We start from the raw sequence: 18,341 nt of genomic DNA, 5'->3' as shown, positions 1-18,341 counted from the left end.
CATCCACTTATACTTTTGTCTGCTCATACGACTTTCAATCATTTTTTATTAATATCTTGTAACAACAGATACATAACATTACTAAAAGACATTAAACTTCATACTAAAATATATTGTATTTTTTATTATATATTGATATTTTTCAATTAAAATCGTAGAGTATGGGTAGTTACTAATTACCCTAAAAATGCGTAAAGACACATAGTATATCGCTTGTTTTATATTACGCATTTTGATGTGAATTTTCTTTATATAATATGCTTTACTTTGTTGACAATAAATCTCATTGAGACATCGTATTAATAACAGAAATAAATAACGCTAATATAAGATATCAAATCATGCTTAGAATTCTCTCATTTATTATTTTATGTGCCTTTTCAATTAACCTAAGTGTCGCTGCAGTTCCCAAAGAAGCTATCAAACGTATCGAGCAAGAGGCACAAAAAGGGGACATAAAAGCACAAGTCATGTTAGGGATTGGCTATTATCTTGGAAATGAGCTTAAACAGGACTATGGTAAAGCAAAAAAATGGCTAACAATGGCGTCGAATAAGGGCAACTCTGATGCTCAGTTGTTTTTAGGTGATATGTATTTAAATGGTAATGGTGTTGAAGCCAACCTTGAAACGGCCATGGACTTATTCGAAAAATCAGCGAATAAAGGCAATGTTGAAGCCCAAAACTATATGGGGCAATTTTACTATCAAGGTATTGGTGTAAAACAAAATTATATTATTGCGTTTGAATGGTTCAAAAAATCAGCCGATAAAAAATTCCCACCAGCACAATACCAAGTCGGTAAGATGCTAGAAAGTGGTGAAGGCGTTGAAATAAATGAGAAATCCGCGGCCGAATATTTAGCTCAAGCCTGCAAAGCTGGCTTAAAAGAAGCTTGCGTGAAAAAATAAACCTATCCTAATATTCCCTGCATTTTGCCTGATATTATTCATTGTAATGGCATCAGGCCTCTCTCTTTTTTTGATGAAAAATCTTATTACGGCTACTTGCTCACACCCTTTGGGCAATAAATCCATTACTATTAATAATCAAATTCACAATGTATGATATTGTTCTAAACTTATAATATAAAAGAAAAAGGGAGATATTATGTACAAGACAATTTTAGTTCCTATCGATGTAACCGAAGATGCTCTCACTAACTTATTAGTGCCTCATGTTAATTCGCTACAAAAATTGAATGATGCAACAGTACACTTTCTTGCTGTAACCGCACCAATTTCAAATTATTTACGCTACGGTGGCACTATCCTACCAGGGGACTTCCCTGATGACGAAAAACAAGCTGAAATTATTCTTGCCGAGTTAAAAGAAAAAATTAAATTATTTGATATCCCTGCAGATAAGATCAAGGCAAAAGCAACCGTCGGTTCAGTTAGAGACGAAATTCTCGCGACAGCAGAAGATATTAACGCTGATATTATTTTACTCGGTTCACGCCGCCCAAGTATGTCAACCTATTTACTTGGTTCGAATGCCGCTTCAGTAGTTCGCTATGCGAAAACTAGCGTATTAGTGGTTAGATAATCAGGATTAAAGCGACATTTTCAGCTAAACCAACGTATTTTACAAATAAAAGGTTTAGTCTTAATGATTGTTACAAAAAACAGCAAAGACATACACTTTATAAGGCTATTTGCCCGCTGATTTAGGGTAAATTAAAGGCTCATGAACATTTTCGTGATTTTCACGCCCTGCTTTTTAGCAGGGTTTTTTTATGCAACAAAACGGGTTCAATGGCTTAATCTAAAACGCTTAAAAGGAATACCGTCAAAATCAACAATAGCCTCTTCAATAAAACCATAACGCAAAATCGCTGATATTCTCTTACGCGTTAGCGGTAAGTGAATTGTAACGGACTCAACCTTCAGTGATGTAAAAGCTTTATGAATGATATTATCAACAATGTATTTTCCCTTTCCCCAAAACTTGGGATGTAAAACTAACGCTAAATCCGCGTCACCCGCTTCATTTTGTAACCCTCCCCAGCCTGCAAACTGACCATCAATCATAATGGCCCATACGCCATAGCCATGTTGCTCCCAATGCTGCTCTTTTCCTGTAACCCACTCATGACAGGCTTGCTCATCAAAAAGACAGCTACCTAATGGCATATGTTCAAGCACAGCTGGATGGGTATTTAATGCGATAAGATCTGCGATAGCAATTTGCTTTAGTTGAAGAAATTGAATAGGCATAGTGACTAATTTGTCCACATAAGATGTTAATAAACCAAATATATAATGTGGCTATCTTCCCAAAAAATGGTGCCCCACTCAAGTTAGTAGGGCATCAATATAGCGTGATTACTGTTCTAAGGCTGTCGCCATGACTTTCTGGAAATCTTCCCAAGAACAATAGCCGCTTTTATCTATTGGGCACCCTTTCAGTTCTAATGTGACATGCTTAGGAGGTGTTTGTAATGATAAATACGCGTTATCCCTAAGCTGATCAGAGGTTTGGTAAACATATTCTACTTTCATGAAATCTTTATTAGCTTGCTTATCCGTCCAGCGTTGGAATACTAATTTCCCCCCAATCGGGGTATGCTCATACTGCTCTGGTAATTGATATGGCTTAAAATCCATTGCTGACATCAATGACGCAATATTCGAATCATGGCCGACTAAGAATATAAATTTTGCAGTTTCTCCTTTATCGACAGAAACAAAGCCTTTATCAATATAATTCAGTATTGGATGAGCCACATTCTTAGCAATAATTTTTGGTGTAAACAACGTTTCTTGGTAAGCATTTTTTAACGTATTCAGTTTTTTCCATTTTTCAGGGATATTCACCAGTCCCCAAGCCACATCATTAGCCGGAAAACCTTCATAATATTGCAGATCAATAGCGTCTACAGCTGAATTTGCAATTTTTAATGGGCCACTGACGCCCGGTTCTTTTTCTGCTTCAATAATAAAACTATTTTTTTGGCTGTTTAAATTACACAGTTTATCTGTTTTACATTTTTGGGAGTCTTTAATATTCAGAACCGCATCCAATTCATCATAACCCGCTGTAAGCGATAACCCGTTAAAATATTGCTCCATCTCCGCGAGTGCCTTTTGCTTAAATTCAGGGGAGTCATTCGTAATAATGGGGTTAAAAACAGGATCCATTTTGCCAATTTCAGGCTGATGATGAATACTCACCTTGCACCCAGGAAATGCACCTGCTGCAAAAAATTGGGCGGTTGCTATCGTTCTTTGTAGACTATTCGTATAAAGGTACACATCTTCATTACTCGTTGGGCACAGTTCATCTGCAAGTAATTTATTTTGATCGATCCATTCTCTAAAATAATGCCCCATATAGACTTCAAGTGCGCCGCCTTTCGTTGTGAGATAGCCACTTTGTGCATCCCAAGCTGGCCATTTTTTATCAGTCACTTCAGTAAGAATACCGGTATTTACGATAGGAGTACGTAAATTATGGCGGCTAAGGACTAAAACTTGGTCCAAAATCATATCTGATCCGCTGCCTGTATTCGCGAATACAGGTGCAATTGGTGTTAATAGTGCCGTAGATAAACAAAGAGTTAATAATTTATATTTCATTAAGATACCCCTACGATTAAATTAACAAAGAAAAGTACTTTTATCGCTATATTCAATAATTGGCGAAAAAATTACGCCGTAGCTAGTCTAATAATGAAGTAGTTAGCTTTTTTTTCTGCGATAAATATCTCAAAAACAACCTTAACGTAAATTTAAAATAAGCGATTGACATAAAAAAAACAAAAGCTAGGATTTCCAGTTAATACATGGAGATAATATAATGATAGTCCAAAGTGCTACACGTGCACACGATGATGATATTATTCGTGTTTGGGAGTCTTCAGTTAGAGCAACCCACCATTTTTTAACTGAAGAAAAAATTGCAGAGCTGAAAGTTGCTATCAAACAGCTTTATTTACCACATTTAGCTGTTTTTGTCGCATTCGATAACACAGGAAACATGACCGGTTTTCTAGGCTGTGATAAACACCGCCTCGAAATGTTGTTTATTTCTCAAGAAAATAGAGGCCAAGGTACTGGGAAAAAACTCCTTCAATATGCCATTGACATGTTAGGCATTACTGAACTGGACGTTAATGAACAAAACCCTCAAGCCATCGGCTTCTATCAGCACATGGGTTTTACACAATACGCACGTTCTGAACTCGATGGTGAAGGTAATCCGTTCCCTATTCTCCACATGCGCCTTAATAAACAATAACTATGAAAATCATTAAATTAGAAACAGAACGTTTACGACTACGTGGGTGGCAAGAAGAAGATAAACAGCCACTTTACCAAATGAATAGCCACCCCGATGTCATGCGCTACTTTCCTTCAGTGCTAAACGAACAGCAAAATGCACAGTTTATGGAAACCATCATAGATAAATTCGCTCAACAAGGGGGATGGGGACTATGGGCTGTAGAATTAAAATCCAACCAACAATTCATTGGGTTTATCGGTTTGAATATTCCCGCCGCTAATTTACCTTTTTCCCCTTGTGTCGAATTAAGTTGGCGCTTGTTGCCGGAATATTGGCATCAAGGCTATGCGACGGAAGGAGCCCATGCAGCAATTAAGTTTGCATTTGACCAACTAAAACTAGAAGAGATCGTTGCGTTCACCGCGGTGGTCAATTCACCATCAGAGTCTGTTATGAAAAGACTTGGAATGATAAAACTCCCCAATAACTTTTATCACCCAGCACTCCCTGATGGCCACTGGTTGCAAGAACACGTGCTATATCGATTAACGGCTGACAACCGTTAGTTTGCCACAATGAAATTGCTCACAATTCAAGCTTATTTCCCCCAATAAAAAAACCGCTGCCATGCTTAGTCACACAACAGCGGTTTCGTTAACCTAAAAATAAATTATTTTTTACTTTCAGCTTCGGCTTTGGCTTCTTTCGCTTCAACATCACGGTACCAACGAGGGTGATGTTTTCTCGCCCAACGGCGACTAACTTTCCCTTCGATCATTCCGTTAATTGAGCCTTTAACCCAAAATGCCATGTACATATGAATTAAAATGGCATGGATCAAGACAATCGCAGCAACAGCATGGATCAACAGCCCCCAACGCACCATCCACATTGGGAATAAATGCGCAAAATAAGGGCGCCAAATAATAATCCCCGTGACCAAGAGCACAAAAATTAGGCTCATGATACTCCAGAACATCATTTTTTGACCGGCGTTATATTTACCGACATCTGCCACTTCATGTTCATTACCTTTGAGTACTTCAACAATATTTTTAATCCAAGGTAAGTCTTTCTTATCTGGAATATTGTGTTTTACAAAGCGCACAAACATAAACATCAGCACGACGAAAATCAACACACCAAAGAAAGGATGTAAAATCCGTCCCATTTGTGGCGTACCAAAGGTTTCCGTCAACCATTTCAATGTTGGGAAAAATAACGCGATCCCCGACAAAGCAACCAAGAAGAAGCTGATGACAACTGTCCAGTGACATGCGCGGTCAATAAACTTAGTCCGCACAATCATTTTGCTTTTCTTACTCATGGTCATCTTTCTCCTCTTCATCACTCACTTCTTTGTTTGGACCAATTCCCACATAGTGGAAAATCAACCCTGCAAAGGTCGCGATAAATCCAACGACAGAAAGTGGTTTCAAGATGCCCTGCCACAGATTGATTGGTGTATCAATTTGTGGGTCTTTAGGCAGGCCATGATACAGTTCAGGTTTGTCAGCATGGTGAAGCACATAAACAACATGCGTACCACCCACACCTTCAGGATCATAAATTCCCGCTTGCGCATAACCCCGATTTTGTAATTTTGTTACGCGCTCTGCACCGTATTCCAACATCTCTTTTTTCGTACCGAAACGGATAGCGCCCGTTGGACACGTTTTCACACAAGCCGGCTCTTGGCCAACACTCACCCTATCAACACACAAGGTACACTTGTACACTCGATTATCTTTCGGGTTTAATCGAGGAATGTTGAATGGACAACCTGCGATACAATAGCCACAACCAATACAGTGCTCTGATTGGAAATCCACAATACCATTTGCGTACTGAATGATTGCTCCTGCTGATGGGCAAGATTTCAAGCACCCAGGATCGGTACAGTGCATACAACCATCTTTACGGATCAGCCATTCTAGCTTGCCCATTTCAGTTGTTTCGCTAAAACGCATCACCGTCCACGATTTTGCACTTAAATCGGTTGGGTTATCATAAACCCCAACGCAGTGACCAACTTCGTCACGGATATCATTCCACTCAGAACATGCCACCTGACAAGCTTTACAGCCGATACAGGATGACACATCGATGAGCTTACAGACTTCAAGCTTATCATCACGCGCTTGTGGCGGAGGCGTAATGCTATTGGTCGCGGAACGTTTAATAATGTCTTGAGATTGCATGGACATGTTCCCTCCCTTACGCCTTCTCAATGTTAACTAAGAATGCCTTATACTCAGGTGTCTGAGAGTTAGCATCGCCGACAGACGGCGTTAACGTATTGGTGATAAACCCTTTTTGAGTCGCGCCTTCAAAGCCCCAGTGAATCGGTAATCCAACAGTTTCAATTGGTTTCCCATCCACCATCAGCGTTTGTAATCGAGGAGTGACAACCGCAACTGCTTTGATAAACCCACGCTTACTACTGACTTTGACCTTATCGCCTAACGCAATTCCTTTGGCTTTCGCTAGTGTTTCGCTGATTTCAACAAATTGCTCTGGTTGAGCAATCGCGTTCAAGCGAGCATGCTTGGTCCATGTGTGGAAATGCTCTGTTAAGCGGTACGTGGTTCCTACATAAGGGAAATCTTTGTGGTCGCCAAGACGTTTTTTGTCTTCATCAAAAATTCGCGCCGCTGGGTTAGAAACCACATTCGGGTGCAACGGGTTAGTGCCAAGTGGTGTTTCAAATGGCTCATAATGCTCAGGGAATGGTCCTTCTGCCATCTTATCGATAGCAAATAAACGACCTAAACCTTCTGGTTGCATAATGAATGGCCCTGTTCCTACTTCAGGTGCAGACGCATTAAAGTCAGGAATATCATTACCGACCCATTTTTTACCATTCCACTCGATAAGCACGCGGTCTTTATTCCACGGTTTACCTTGGGTATCACAAGATGCACGGTTATAAATCACACGGCGGTTCAGAGGCCATGCCCATGCCCAGCCCAATGTGTTACCGATACCGGATGGGTCGCTATTATCACGATTTGCCATCTGGTTGCCTTTCTCAGTCCAGCTACCGGTATAAATCCAGCAAGAAGAGGCGGTTGAACCATCGGCACGCAATAAAGCAAATGAGCTGAGTAATTCACCTTTTTTCGCTTGTAAGTTACCGTCGGCATCATAGAGATCAACCAGTGCAACACCATTGTTTTCTTTCGCCACTTCTTCTGATTCAGGATGGAATTGTTGTTTATAATTCCATTTCATTTGCATCAGAGGATCTTGACCTTGACCACCTTCTTTCTCATACAATTCACGGATCTTATACAGAATCCCGGTCAAGATTTGGCCATCATTACGTGCTTCGCCTGGGGCATCCGCGGCTTGCCAGTGCCATTGTAACCAACGACCTGAGTTTGCTATCGAGCCATCTTCTTCCGCAAAACAGGTCGATGGTAAACGGAACACTTCGGTTTGAATCGAAGCCGTATCAACGTCATTCATCTCACCGTGATTTTGCCAGAAATTAGCCGTTTCAGTGACTAATGGGTCTACAACAATCAGGTATTTCAGTTTACTGAGGCAGCTAACCACTTTATTCTTATCAGGGAATGAAGCCACTGGGTTAAACCCTTGACAGATATAGCCAGTCACTTGGTTTTTGCTCATCATGTCAAAATACTTCATCACATCATAAGCTTGGTCCCATTTAGGTAACCAGTCATAACCCCATTGGTTTTCTGCTTGCGCTGAATCACCATAAAAAGACTTCATCAAACTCACGAAGAATTTAGGGTAATTACTCCAGAAATTCACCTGATTCGGCAATGTCGCTTTTGGTGTATTCGCAGTCAAGTAACTATCAATGTCTTGATGCTTTTCAGAAGGCAGCGTCAAGTAACCCGGTAAACTGGTTGATAGTAACCCTAAATCGGTTAAGCCTTGGATGTTCGAGTGCCCGCGCAATGCGTTCACACCGCCACCTGCAACCCCCATGTTACCAAGCAGTAACTGGATCATGGCCATAGTTCGAATGTTTTGTGCGCCAACAGTATGTTGTGTCCAGCCTAATGCATACAGGAAAGTCCCAGCTTTATCTGCCGCACTTGTTGTGGCTAAAATTTCACAAACTTTCAAGAAATCGGCTTTTGGCGTTCCACAAATTTGCTCAACGATATCAGGCGTATAGCGTGATACGTGTTTGTGAAGTAAATTCCACACACAACGTGGATCTTGTAATGTGTCATCACGTAATGCGTGACCATTTTCATCGAACTTATAGTTCCAGCTGGTTTTGTCGTAACTACGCTTATCAGCGTCATAACCACTGAATAAGCCATCGTTAAAGTCAAAATCATCTCTAACAATCAACGAGGCATTGGTATAGTTCTGAACATATTCCGCATTGATTTTTTGGTTTTCAATCAGATACAGTAAAACACCCGATAAGAAGGTAATATCGGTTCCTGAACGGATCGGTACATAATGGTCAGCAACTGATGCAGTACGCGTAAAACGCGGGTCTATGACAATCAGTGTGGCATCATTGTTATTTTTCGCTTCAATTGCCCAGCGGAACCCAACAGGGTGTGCTTCCGCAGCATTACCGCCCATAACGACGACAACATCGGCATTTTTGATATCAACCCAGTGGTTGGTCATCGCACCGCGACCAAATGTTGGAGCAAGACTTGCTACCGTTGGTCCGTGTCAGACACGCGCTTGGTTATCAACCGCTAGCATTCCTAGCGATCTGGCGAATTTTTGCGTCAACATTCCCGTTTCATTACTGGCAGCTGATGCACAAAGCATCCCTGTTGATAACCAACGGTTTACAGTTGTTCCTTCCGCATTCTTTTCAACGAAATTCGCATCACGGTCATCTTTCATTAAGCGTGCAATGCGTGTGAAAGCATCATTCCAACTAATGCGTTCCCATTTATCAGAGCCTGGCGCTCTATATTCTGGATAACGTAAACGATTTTCGCTTTGGATATAGTCGAGTAGGCCGGCCCCTTTAGGGCATAAAGCACCACGGTTTACCGGGTGGTCTGAGTCACCTTCGACATGGAATATCGCGGATTTAGCATTCATGGCGCCATCGCCCATGCTATATATTAGTAATCCACAACCGACAGAACAGTAAGTACAAGTATTACGCGTCTCTTTAGAGCGAAGTAATTTATATTCACGTACATTAGCTATTGCCATTCCAGGCATAAAACCTAACGCAGCTACAGTTGTACCTGCCATCCCGCCAGCGCAGATTTTAAAAAACTTTCTGCGACTAACGTTCATTGCTACCTCTTTATATTTTTTGTATAAATCGATGAGAGAATAGCAGCCTAATATGATTAGATATTGCCTAAAATCAATGAAAGTGAAAATAAAAGTTTAATTAATATTAACTGAGTAGTTAAACATCAATTAAAATTACTACCAATAGAGTATTTATTGTTAAATTGACTTGGATCAAATGTTACATTTGAAAACATTTTAGTTAAATTACATTTTAATTAACATTTTTCAAAAAAACAAATCTCAAATTTAATTTGAAATACAAATATGGATTTATCCTTTGTTTAATAAAATTAATATAACGGAATAATATTAAAGTCACCTTAAAATAAATAATCCATTCTTTAAGGTGACAATATAACGTTTCTTCTATTTCCAACCGTTAATAATGATCCCTGCCCCTAGAAGTACAACAAGTGCACCAACCCAGTCAGTCACGGTAAGAGAGACACCATCAACCACTTTCAGCCAAATTAATGCGGTGACAATATATATCCCGCCATAAGTTGCATAAATTCGTCCGCTCGCTTCTGGGTGTAATGTCAGCAACCAAACAAACAGCATTAAACTTAAGGCTGCAGGAATTAATAACCAAGACCCACCTTGTTTTTTCATCCAAAGATAAGGAAAGTAACAACCTGCGATTTCAGCCAACGCTGTGATAAAAAACAAACCAATAATTTTTATCGACATAAAAAACCACCCAAGATAGAGCCCATAAATTTCACCTTTAAATTGGAAAATCGCGATTCATTAGCCGCCATGCTTGGTGTGTCTGTCAGGCAACTAAACCGTACATTAATAAAACTAGTTGAAGGTAAGCTTATTGAGCTTAAAGGTAAAAAAATTAAAATTATTAACCTAGAAAAGATTAACTGACTGAAAGTGAATTACAAAAGGCTGCCATAACAGCCTTTCAACAATTTTGACTACTTCTTAGTTGCCAAAATAACACTAGAAGCTTTAATAATGGCTGTCACTTTACTTTTAACATTTAATCCCAACTCTACGGTACTATTATTTGTTACCACTGCAGATAATAAAGTTCCTGCGTTGGTTTTTAAATTTACCACAGAATTAACGCTGCCTTTTTCAATGGACTCAATCACGCCATCAAATTGATTACGAGCTGAGAAATTATACTCTTCAGCATTAGAAACAAGTACAACCCAAGGTGCTTTTATTACTGCCGTTGCCAGTTTACCTTTTTCTAAACCCAGTTGTTGGGTGCTGTTTTTAGTAATCACTGCCGCAATACTTTCACCATTACCTAAATCGAGTATAATTTCATCATTTACTGAGCCCATGACAATAGACTCAACAACACCTGAAAGTTGGTTTCTTGCAGAAATAGCCATTAAACATCTCCTATACCTAATAGAATACGACTTCAATAAGATTATTTTTTAGTAACTTAAACTGATTATGGCATAATTGGAGCAGGTGTTGGCTCGCGCCTATCATTAAAACCCCCCCCAAAACGAGAGCTTCCTTGGTTCCATTCCTCAACTGCAGCTTGAATATCAGCTTTAGTTCGACCAATAAAATTCCACCACATCAGCACTGATTCATTTAAAGGCTCGCCACCCAGTAATAGAATATGGCTATCTGTGGCGAGTTCTACAGAAATTTCAGTGATACTTTTGCCTAAATAAACTAATTCATTACTATTAACTTGTTGCCCTTCAATAACAACACCGCCACTTACAACAAAAATACCGTATTCAAATTCAGAGCGTAACGTTAAAATTTGTCGAGCGGTTTTCTTCGCAATAATATCGAGTCCAATCAACGGAGAAAATGTTAAGGTTGGTGCTTTATAAGTTCCATATTCCCCAACGAGTAAATTGAAGTGTGTTTCGCCTTCAGACCAACGTGGCAACGTAGGATAGTGGTCAAAACGGGGGGCAATATCTTTAACTGCTTCAGGTAAAGCAATCCACAATTGTACCGCATGTAACTGGCGACTTTCTCCATGGGTATCTTCAGAATGGCTGATCCCATAACCCGCAGTCATTAAATTGACCTGCCCTGGTCGAATAACCTGTTCATAGCCAAGGCTGTCCCGGTGTAATACTTCACCTTCAATCATCCAAGTGAATGTTTGTAAAGCCGTATGAGGGTGAGGTGATACCTTCATCCCCTCTGAATCACCTTTAAAAACTGTAGGCCCCGCATGGTCAAGAAAACACCAAGCACCGATTAATCTCCGTTCTCTTGTGGGTAAAACCCGTGCAACAGGAAGCCCCCCAACATCTTTTGAACGTGCTGTAATTAACTGTAAATCAGGTATTTTATCATCATGTTGAATACTCATGCTTACCTCATCTCATCAGTAACTAACAAATATTATTGGCGGATATCACTGTATTCAGGTGTTCTATCGAATATTGCTTTTGCAAAAGGACATAATGGGATAATTTTTCGCCCTTCTTCTCTCATTCGCTCAACAACCTTAGCAACTAATCGCTTTGCAATTCCCTGTCCTTTTAAGCTTTCATCAACCACTGTATGATCAATAATCACTAAGTCATCACCAGTATAAACAAAAGTTATCTCGGCAAGGCGCGTTTGCTTGTCATCAGATAAAATAAAAAAGCTATTGTGATCGGATTGGATATTCATCATAAATAACGCCTCTAAGTTAAATCCATTTGATTTAGAGTATGTGAGGTATGCTGAAAAGACAATATTCTTCAATTGCCGATGTGATCCAAATATTTTGAAGTTAGAATAAGAATAAAGTGAGAAAATATGCTGCGACAGCGCTTAACTAGAGGCTAATTTAGTCTAACGCTGTTTTTTCAACTAACTCATTAATATAATACACATTAATTGTCAGAAAAATTACTTATCACCGTATAGGTTAATGAATTTTCTGAACTATCAATGACTTTTAATTTCACGTTTCTATAGGAAATAATATCGCTATGTTTAAGATTATACTGAATGTTATCTCCAAACCCTTGATTCTCAATATTTGAACCTATTTTCTGATAACTCACATCGACAATCTTGTCATTTATCCCATTGAAAATTAAGGCTTGTTCAAATGAATTACCATCCGAATTATTTAGTTTTACCTGTTCGACTTGTGCTTTATCACTACAAACAGCGACATTCACATCTGTCACGATACAGATTTCATTAGGACCAGACCCTTTTTTAATTAACAGTGAATTCCACGGTTGCCCTAAAACCTCAACGACGACCGAGCCAGAATCAACGATTTGGTCTGGCATATAAAAATCGCCTTTATCACTTGAACCCACTTTCTTGAATACACCGGGGATAATTTTGTAAGCCAAATCTATCTGTACTGGGTTTAGTACTTTAATTCCATCTATTTTACTAATATTGCCTTCTCTTACTAAGGGTTGCCCTACAGTAATATGATTGACCTGGCCTATTTTAGGTTCACTGATTTTTTGTGAGTCAGGAACATAGTTATACTCAGTTACCGCACATCCAGATAAAGAAGCAATACAAAAAGCAGGAATTAATAATTTATTCATCTTGATAAATCCATGGAGTTAAGATGCTAAATAATATATTTATAAAACAGTTACAACAAGTTACTATTTATATCCTCTGATACACATCAAACCTTTGGTTCATCACTCCGTTTGAATTTTTCTCTACTTATATTGAATACTAAAAAATACTGTAACTATTCCGTCTTATTCATATTTAAATTAATAAAATGTTATAAACGAAGCGTTAATAGTTATAAATACAAAAAATAATTACTTTACAGATGAATAACCCACCTTATGATATATTGATGATATAAGCGATTGTTTTTAATGTACATCAACATTTTAATCAAAGAAAGCCACTCGAAGAAGAGCTACGCGAATTAGAACAATTTCCCATGAAGTCATCGTAATTTGATGAGTAATAATTAGCCTTAAAACAATAAAATATATTCATGGCTTATTAAAATAACAGTTCGGAAATAATTTTAAAAAATCCGCCGAAGCGGATATTTCCATTTAAATTGAAAGTAAAGTGATTACTCTAAGAAAAATGAAACATCAATGCTTCCTTGATATCTTCCTGCTTTGATATTTCCATTATGACAAAGGTTGAAATATAATGTTTCTTTAGCACTACTATTTGACATAGTCCCTAACTTAACACGGTCATAATAGGGAATAGCATCATTATTTCCATTTCTGCAAATATCTGAGGAGGATATAGTTCTTGAGGTTACAATATATGGTCTTTCTGTTGAATCAGCCGTATTTCCACTAAGTGAATCCAAAGCCATCCCAGCCAAATTTGTATCTGAAGTATTTCCAGCACTACTTTGCCCATGTAGTTGCTGATTAGCGGAAACAACCATCAAAAGTTTACCAGCCGTTATACAATTAACATTTATACTTGCAGGCCTAGTTTCAAGTAATTGGTTCTGTTTCCGGCCTGCCATTTGATTACTAAAAATAATATTAGTTGTGGTAACAGGCGCTACAGTACAAGAGTCTAATGCCTCAACACTTAAACTTTCGTTATCTAAAAAGAAAGGGTATAAAAAAAACCATCCTGAATTACTTCTATATAATTCACCTTTATGTCCAAAAGCAATAGACTCACCAGGTAATAAAGAGTACCTACCTTTAACTACCGTGGCATTGCCGCCAGAAACGGAACTTGCATAAGCAGAGAGACTTGAAATGCTCACTTGGGTAAGGCCATCATTTCGTTTAGCGTTTGGATAAAAATAGTTTGGTCTATCTACACCACCACTTTCAAGAGCCCACGTCAAAATACCAGTTGGTACAAGATTTCCTGATACTTGTTTCGATTCTTTTAAGACTGCAGATTTTGTTACATCACTACCATAATACCCTTTAAATCTTGCAGTTACTGTGCCATTAAATAGCAATACAATAATTCGAGAGCTATCGTTCTCATTGACTAATCTAATTCCATACCCTGAATTATGTTCAGCGAAAGAACCACCATTTGTAGTCATAAATTTTATATAGTCATTCACTTTCGGCAGCATAGGATAATTAACATTTGGATCTGTTGGAGCGGTAGATTCTATCGGATGCGAATTATTATCAAACACCCTTACTGATGGGTATATTTCGCCTAAATAGCCAGTTTGGCCGGCTCTTACTGTTAATTTATCTGCAGCCCCTGCTGATAAAGATATTCCAAACAATAGGATAGCGGTTAACCGTCTAGCTACTCGTTGGTAACACATTAAATTTGGTTGTTCTATTTTCATAATGATGCTTACGCCCAGAATACGTTTTTCTAAAAATACAAGACACTCATTCTCTATCAAGTATTATCATTATTTTACATGGTGGCCCATCTATACCTTATGTAAATTCAATTAGGATCATACCTCATTACTCTATATATGAGTGTTAAACTCACACTATAAATGTAACAATGTATTACTCCCAATGTGGGTTAATTTAAAATTAGACACTGAAAGCTTAGATATTTTAAAGATAATATAAACTCTAAAAATTACAATCCTTATCGCTAAATTCTGTCATAAAGCTAGAATCGTGGCATTGTCCACTCCACCAACGAGGTAGATTTTATGGTGTAAATAATGTAAATGGTACTCATATGCAATGGTTTACTGTAAATATCCTCATTGCTTTTGGTATGCTAGAGAATGTTACTCATTTGTTCCTGACTCTTGGGAAGTTGGTGAAACACTTTTCGTTGAATGGCAAGTAATAAATGACCCACTTATAATAAAGAATTGAGTTTGCAGAATCAATTTCACCCACTATTCCTCCATCGGACCAAATCGAGTTATTTAGAAAAAAATAAGATTTCCCCTCTCTATCAATGTAGGAGTTTTTAGATAAAAGACCTAATGAATGTCATATAAACCTGCAATAAGATAAATCCAGTTTTTATTGAGTAACATTAAATAGGTAATAATATTAAATCACTCAACACAAATGTGTAAATATGTAACACATTGTAAGCATATTAATTCCGCATCACAGACTTTTTATACTTATTCCATTGATTCACATACATTGTGATGTTAAAAATACTTATAGCCAATACTGTAAGAATACAAATAATAGTCATATAAACTGCAGGCACACATTAAATGATTAGCGACAGCAATAAATACCAAAAATAAATACAAATAGAGTGAATTTATAAAATCAACATCACTAAATTATATTTAGATAACAATTTACTTGTTGATCCTAAGTTAAATTTGTATATCATAAAAAGCTGAAAAAAAATAAAATATACAAATTGGCAGTTTAAACACCTTACTGGGAAAAAAAATCTTAACACAGAATTCATTCTGTGTAGGGAAATGTATGCCCTAAATTTATTATTAATTTAGGCATTTAAATTTATGGAATGAAGAAGTTATCGTATACTCATACAAGGAGATTCACTTAAATGAGTAAGAAAAATCTCGGTAGTGTTGCCCCTAAAGAAAGAATTAATATCAAATATACACCTAATACAGGTGGAGCTCAGGCTGAAGTTGAACTTCCCTTAAATATGCTGATTGTGGGAGATATGACAGGTAAAACTGAAGAGACCCCCATAGAAGAACGAAAAGCAATTTCAATTAATCAAAACAATTTCAATTCAGTTATGGAAAGTGCGGGTATTAATTTAAATATCAACGTCCGTAATACCCTTGAAAATACTAATGATTCTGAGCTTAATGTCAATCTTGATGTGAAATCACTACAAGATTTTTCACCCGATAGTATTGCTCGCCAAGTGCCAGAATTAAATAAACTTCTTGAATTACGAGAAGCTTTAGTTGCATTAAAAGGTCCTCTAGGCAATGTCCCTGCTTTTAGAAAGCGTCTTCAAGAATTACTTGAGAACAAAGAAACACGCGAACAACTTCTAAAAGAACTCGATATTGCCGCTAATCAAAAATAATGTTTATAGAGGATTATTTCATGTCACTAAATACTGAAGCTCTAGGCCAACAAGCCCCAGCATCTAACGGCTCTCTTCTAGATGAAATCATGGCTCAGTCACGTATGTCACCTGAGACTGAAGCGTATGATATTGCAAAGCAAGGCGTTGCCGCTTTCATCAGTAATCTTTTCGCTAATGAATCAGAAGATCAACAAATCAATAGATTATTAATTGATAAAATGCTGGTTGAACTTGATAACAAACTAAGCGCCCAAGTTGATGAAATTATTCACGCACCTAAATTTCAAGAAATTGAAGCATCATGGCGCTCCCTGAAGTTACTTGTTGACCGTACTGATTTTAGAGAAAACATCAAAATCAATATTCTTCATGCAACAAAAGAAGAGTTATTAGAAGACTTTGAGTTCTCTCCTGAAATCGTTCAGTCTGGTTTTTATCAGCACGTTTATTCTTCTGGTTATGGGCAATTTGGTGGTGAGCCCGTCGCAGCAATTGTTGGGAACTATGCATTTAACAACACCGCGCCTGATATGAAGTTAATGCAATATGTCAGCACTGTCGGAGCGATGGCACATGCACCATTCTTATCATCTGTTTCCCCTAATTTCTTCGGCATTAACAGTTATGCTGAATTACCGGCAATTAAAGACCTTAAATCTGTTTTCGAAGGCCCTGCTCATACGAAGTGGCGCTCTCTGAGAGAAGCAGAGGATTCGCGTTACTTAGGATTGACGGCACCACGTTTCTTATTACGCTTACCTTACTCCCCAACAGAAAATCCAGTGAAAATGTTTAACTATTCCGAAAATGTTAAACAAGACCATGAGCACTACTTATGGGGTAATACCGCATTCTTACTCGCAAGCTGCATCAATGATAGTTTCGCACAATACCGTTGGTGCCCAAATATTATTGGCCCACAAAGTGGCGGTACCGTCAATGACCTCCCTGTACACATTTTTGAAGCGATGGGTGAATTACAAACTAAAATACCAACTGAAGTTTTAGTTACTGATCGTCGAGAATTTGAACTGGCAGAAGAAGGTTTTATTACCCTAACAATGCGTAAAGGAAGTGATAACGCGGCTTTCTTCTCTGCAAACTCAGTTCAAAAAGCCAAAACCTTCCCAAATACCCCTGAGGGTAAAATGGCAGAAACTAACTATAAGTTAGGAACCCAGCTGCCATACATGTTTATTATCAACCGATTAGCTCATTACATTAAAGTGCTACAACGTGAGCAAATTGGCTCATGGAAAGAGCGACAAGATCTTGAACGTGAACTGAATATCTGGCTTAAACAATATGTAGCGGACCAAGAAAACCCACCAGCAGATGTTCGTAGTAAGCGCCCTCTTCGTTCAGCTGAAATTAAAGTGCTTGATGTTGAAGGTGATCCGGGTTGGTATCAAGTCGCAATTCAAGTTCGCCCTCACTTTAAATATATGGGTGCAAACTTTGAACTATCACTTGTTGGCCGCCTTGATAAAGAATAGCGGAGATGTCATTTAATCACGGCTGGTCCCCTAACAGCGGAGCCAGCTTATTCGATCGAATTAAGAGGAAAAATGCGAGTTTTTCCTCTCGTTCACGTACAAATACACTCATTGAATCAATTAAACAAAATTTAAATTATGTCCTGAATAGTCGGCCGAATGGTTGCCAAGGCTCACCATGTTTAGGGATACCTGATTTAAATGATGCGACTCAATCTGCGGTTGATTTTAAAGCCGAATTAGAGAATAGCATTGCAAGTTGCATCCTCACTTATGAACCTAGGATCACAAGTGTTGATGTGCAATTCATTGAAAATGATGCAGATAGTTTATCTTTACAATTCAGTATTAATGCTTGTATTGATTTAGATGACCAAAAGCAGCTTATTGAATTCAATATGTATTTGGATAGCAATCGTAGATACCAGTTAAAGTAGCACTCTT

General features: G+C 38.1%; 19 protein-coding genes. 8 read left to right on the top strand and 11 right to left on the bottom strand.

Annotated features, from left to right (window positions below):
* The first annotated feature begins 341 nt into the window (after positions 1-341).
* A complete protein-coding gene (locus tag M0M83_RS07455; protein ID WP_125890762.1) occupies positions 342-911 on the top strand; it encodes a tetratricopeptide repeat protein in 570 nt (189 codons plus the stop codon).
* Positions 912-1,110: 199 nt separating this feature from the next.
* Positions 1,111-1,548 carry a universal stress protein gene (locus M0M83_RS07450; protein WP_125890761.1) on the top strand — a complete coding sequence of 146 codons (438 nt, stop codon included), beginning with the start codon at positions 1,111-1,113 and terminating at the stop codon, positions 1,546-1,548.
* A 206-nt stretch (positions 1,549-1,754) separates the two neighbouring features.
* Here M0M83_RS07450 and M0M83_RS07445 read toward each other — a convergent pair whose 3' ends face one another.
* Positions 1,755-2,219 carry a GNAT family N-acetyltransferase gene (locus M0M83_RS07445; RefSeq protein WP_248468052.1) on the bottom strand — a complete coding sequence of 155 codons (465 nt, stop codon included), beginning with the start codon at positions 2,217-2,219 and terminating at the stop codon, positions 1,755-1,757.
* A gap of 108 nt (positions 2,220-2,327) precedes the next feature.
* Positions 2,328-3,581, bottom strand: coding sequence for a bifunctional glucose-1-phosphatase/inositol phosphatase (gene agp, locus M0M83_RS07440; protein ID WP_248468051.1), 1,254 nt, complete (start codon positions 3,579-3,581; stop codon positions 2,328-2,330).
* 220 nt (positions 3,582-3,801) lie between these two features.
* On the opposite strand from agp, the gene M0M83_RS07435 reads away from it, so the two are divergent.
* Positions 3,802-4,242: a GNAT family N-acetyltransferase gene (locus M0M83_RS07435; RefSeq protein WP_213914108.1), complete on the top strand. Its 441-nt coding sequence runs from the start codon at positions 3,802-3,804 to the stop codon at positions 4,240-4,242.
* Between the two features lie 2 nt (positions 4,243-4,244).
* Entirely contained in the window at positions 4,245-4,793 is a 549-nt protein-coding gene (locus tag M0M83_RS07430; RefSeq protein WP_213914109.1) for a GNAT family N-acetyltransferase, read from the top strand.
* Positions 4,794-4,897: 104 nt separating this feature from the next.
* Here the strand turns inward: M0M83_RS07430 and fdnI are convergent, their stop codons facing one another.
* The 4 genes from fdnI to M0M83_RS07410 form a co-directional block, all read right to left on the bottom strand.
* Complete coding sequence (gene fdnI, locus M0M83_RS07425; RefSeq protein ID WP_125890756.1) at positions 4,898-5,554, bottom strand: formate dehydrogenase-N subunit gamma; 657 nt, start codon at positions 5,552-5,554, stop codon at positions 4,898-4,900.
* Positions 5,547-6,434 (bottom strand): formate dehydrogenase subunit beta, encoded by an 888-nt coding sequence (gene fdxH, locus M0M83_RS07420; RefSeq protein ID WP_004909723.1) that lies wholly within the window; start codon positions 6,432-6,434, stop codon positions 5,547-5,549. The genes fdnI and fdxH overlap by 8 nt, the downstream gene beginning before the upstream one ends.
* Positions 6,435-6,444: 10 nt before the next feature.
* A complete protein-coding gene (gene fdnG, locus M0M83_RS07415; RefSeq protein ID WP_213914111.1) occupies positions 6,445-9,492 on the bottom strand; it encodes a formate dehydrogenase-N subunit alpha in 3,048 nt (1,015 codons plus the stop codon).
* A gap of 369 nt (positions 9,493-9,861) precedes the next feature.
* A complete protein-coding gene (locus tag M0M83_RS07410; protein ID WP_213914112.1) occupies positions 9,862-10,185 on the bottom strand; it encodes a YnfA family protein in 324 nt (107 codons plus the stop codon).
* A gap of 69 nt (positions 10,186-10,254) precedes the next feature.
* On the opposite strand from M0M83_RS07410, the gene M0M83_RS21995 reads away from it, so the two are divergent.
* A complete protein-coding gene (locus tag M0M83_RS21995) occupies positions 10,255-10,371 on the top strand; it encodes a hypothetical protein (protein ID WP_423811139.1) in 117 nt (38 codons plus the stop codon).
* A gap of 50 nt (positions 10,372-10,421) precedes the next feature.
* On the opposite strand, the gene M0M83_RS07405 is transcribed toward M0M83_RS21995, so the two are convergent.
* The 5 genes from M0M83_RS07405 to M0M83_RS07385 all read right to left on the bottom strand — a co-directional run bounded on the left by M0M83_RS07405 (position 10,422) and on the right by M0M83_RS07385 (position 14,791).
* A complete protein-coding gene (locus M0M83_RS07405; protein WP_213914114.1) occupies positions 10,422-10,850 on the bottom strand; it encodes a TOBE domain-containing protein in 429 nt (142 codons plus the stop codon).
* Between the two features lie 65 nt (positions 10,851-10,915).
* Entirely contained in the window at positions 10,916-11,809 is an 894-nt protein-coding gene (locus M0M83_RS07400) for a pirin family protein (RefSeq protein WP_248468050.1), read from the bottom strand.
* Between the two features lie 32 nt (positions 11,810-11,841).
* Positions 11,842-12,117, bottom strand: a complete 276-nt coding sequence (locus tag M0M83_RS07395) for a GNAT family N-acetyltransferase (RefSeq protein ID WP_213914128.1) — start codon at positions 12,115-12,117, stop codon at positions 11,842-11,844.
* A gap of 206 nt (positions 12,118-12,323) precedes the next feature.
* Positions 12,324-13,007: a hypothetical protein gene (locus M0M83_RS07390; RefSeq protein ID WP_213914116.1), complete on the bottom strand. Its 684-nt coding sequence runs from the start codon at positions 13,005-13,007 to the stop codon at positions 12,324-12,326.
* Positions 13,008-13,507: 500 nt separating this feature from the next.
* The gene (locus M0M83_RS07385; RefSeq protein ID WP_213914117.1) at positions 13,508-14,791 is read right to left on the bottom strand and encodes a hypothetical protein; all 1,284 of its coding nucleotides are present in this window, start codon (positions 14,789-14,791) and stop codon (positions 13,508-13,510) included.
* Between the two features lie 1,106 nt (positions 14,792-15,897).
* Here M0M83_RS07385 and tssB point away from each other — a divergent pair.
* The 3 genes from tssB to tssE are packed head-to-tail and all read left to right on the top strand — an operon-like array spanning position 15,898 to position 18,334.
* Positions 15,898-16,398: a type VI secretion system contractile sheath small subunit gene (gene tssB, locus M0M83_RS07380; RefSeq protein WP_125890746.1), complete on the top strand. Its 501-nt coding sequence runs from the start codon at positions 15,898-15,900 to the stop codon at positions 16,396-16,398.
* 20 nt (positions 16,399-16,418) lie between these two features.
* Entirely contained in the window at positions 16,419-17,897 is a 1,479-nt protein-coding gene (tssC, locus tag M0M83_RS07375; protein ID WP_096864201.1) for a type VI secretion system contractile sheath large subunit, read from the top strand.
* Positions 17,898-17,902: 5 nt separating this feature from the next.
* Positions 17,903-18,334 carry a type VI secretion system baseplate subunit TssE gene (tssE, locus tag M0M83_RS07370; protein WP_125890745.1) on the top strand — a complete coding sequence of 144 codons (432 nt, stop codon included), beginning with the start codon at positions 17,903-17,905 and terminating at the stop codon, positions 18,332-18,334.
* Positions 18,335-18,341 lie beyond the last annotated feature (7 nt).

This window comes from Providencia rettgeri, assembly GCF_023205015.1.
In the GTDB taxonomy this organism is placed as follows: Bacteria; Pseudomonadota; Gammaproteobacteria; order Enterobacterales; family Enterobacteriaceae; genus Providencia; species Providencia rettgeri_E.
This window is presented reverse-complemented; position numbering and strand designations above follow the sequence as displayed.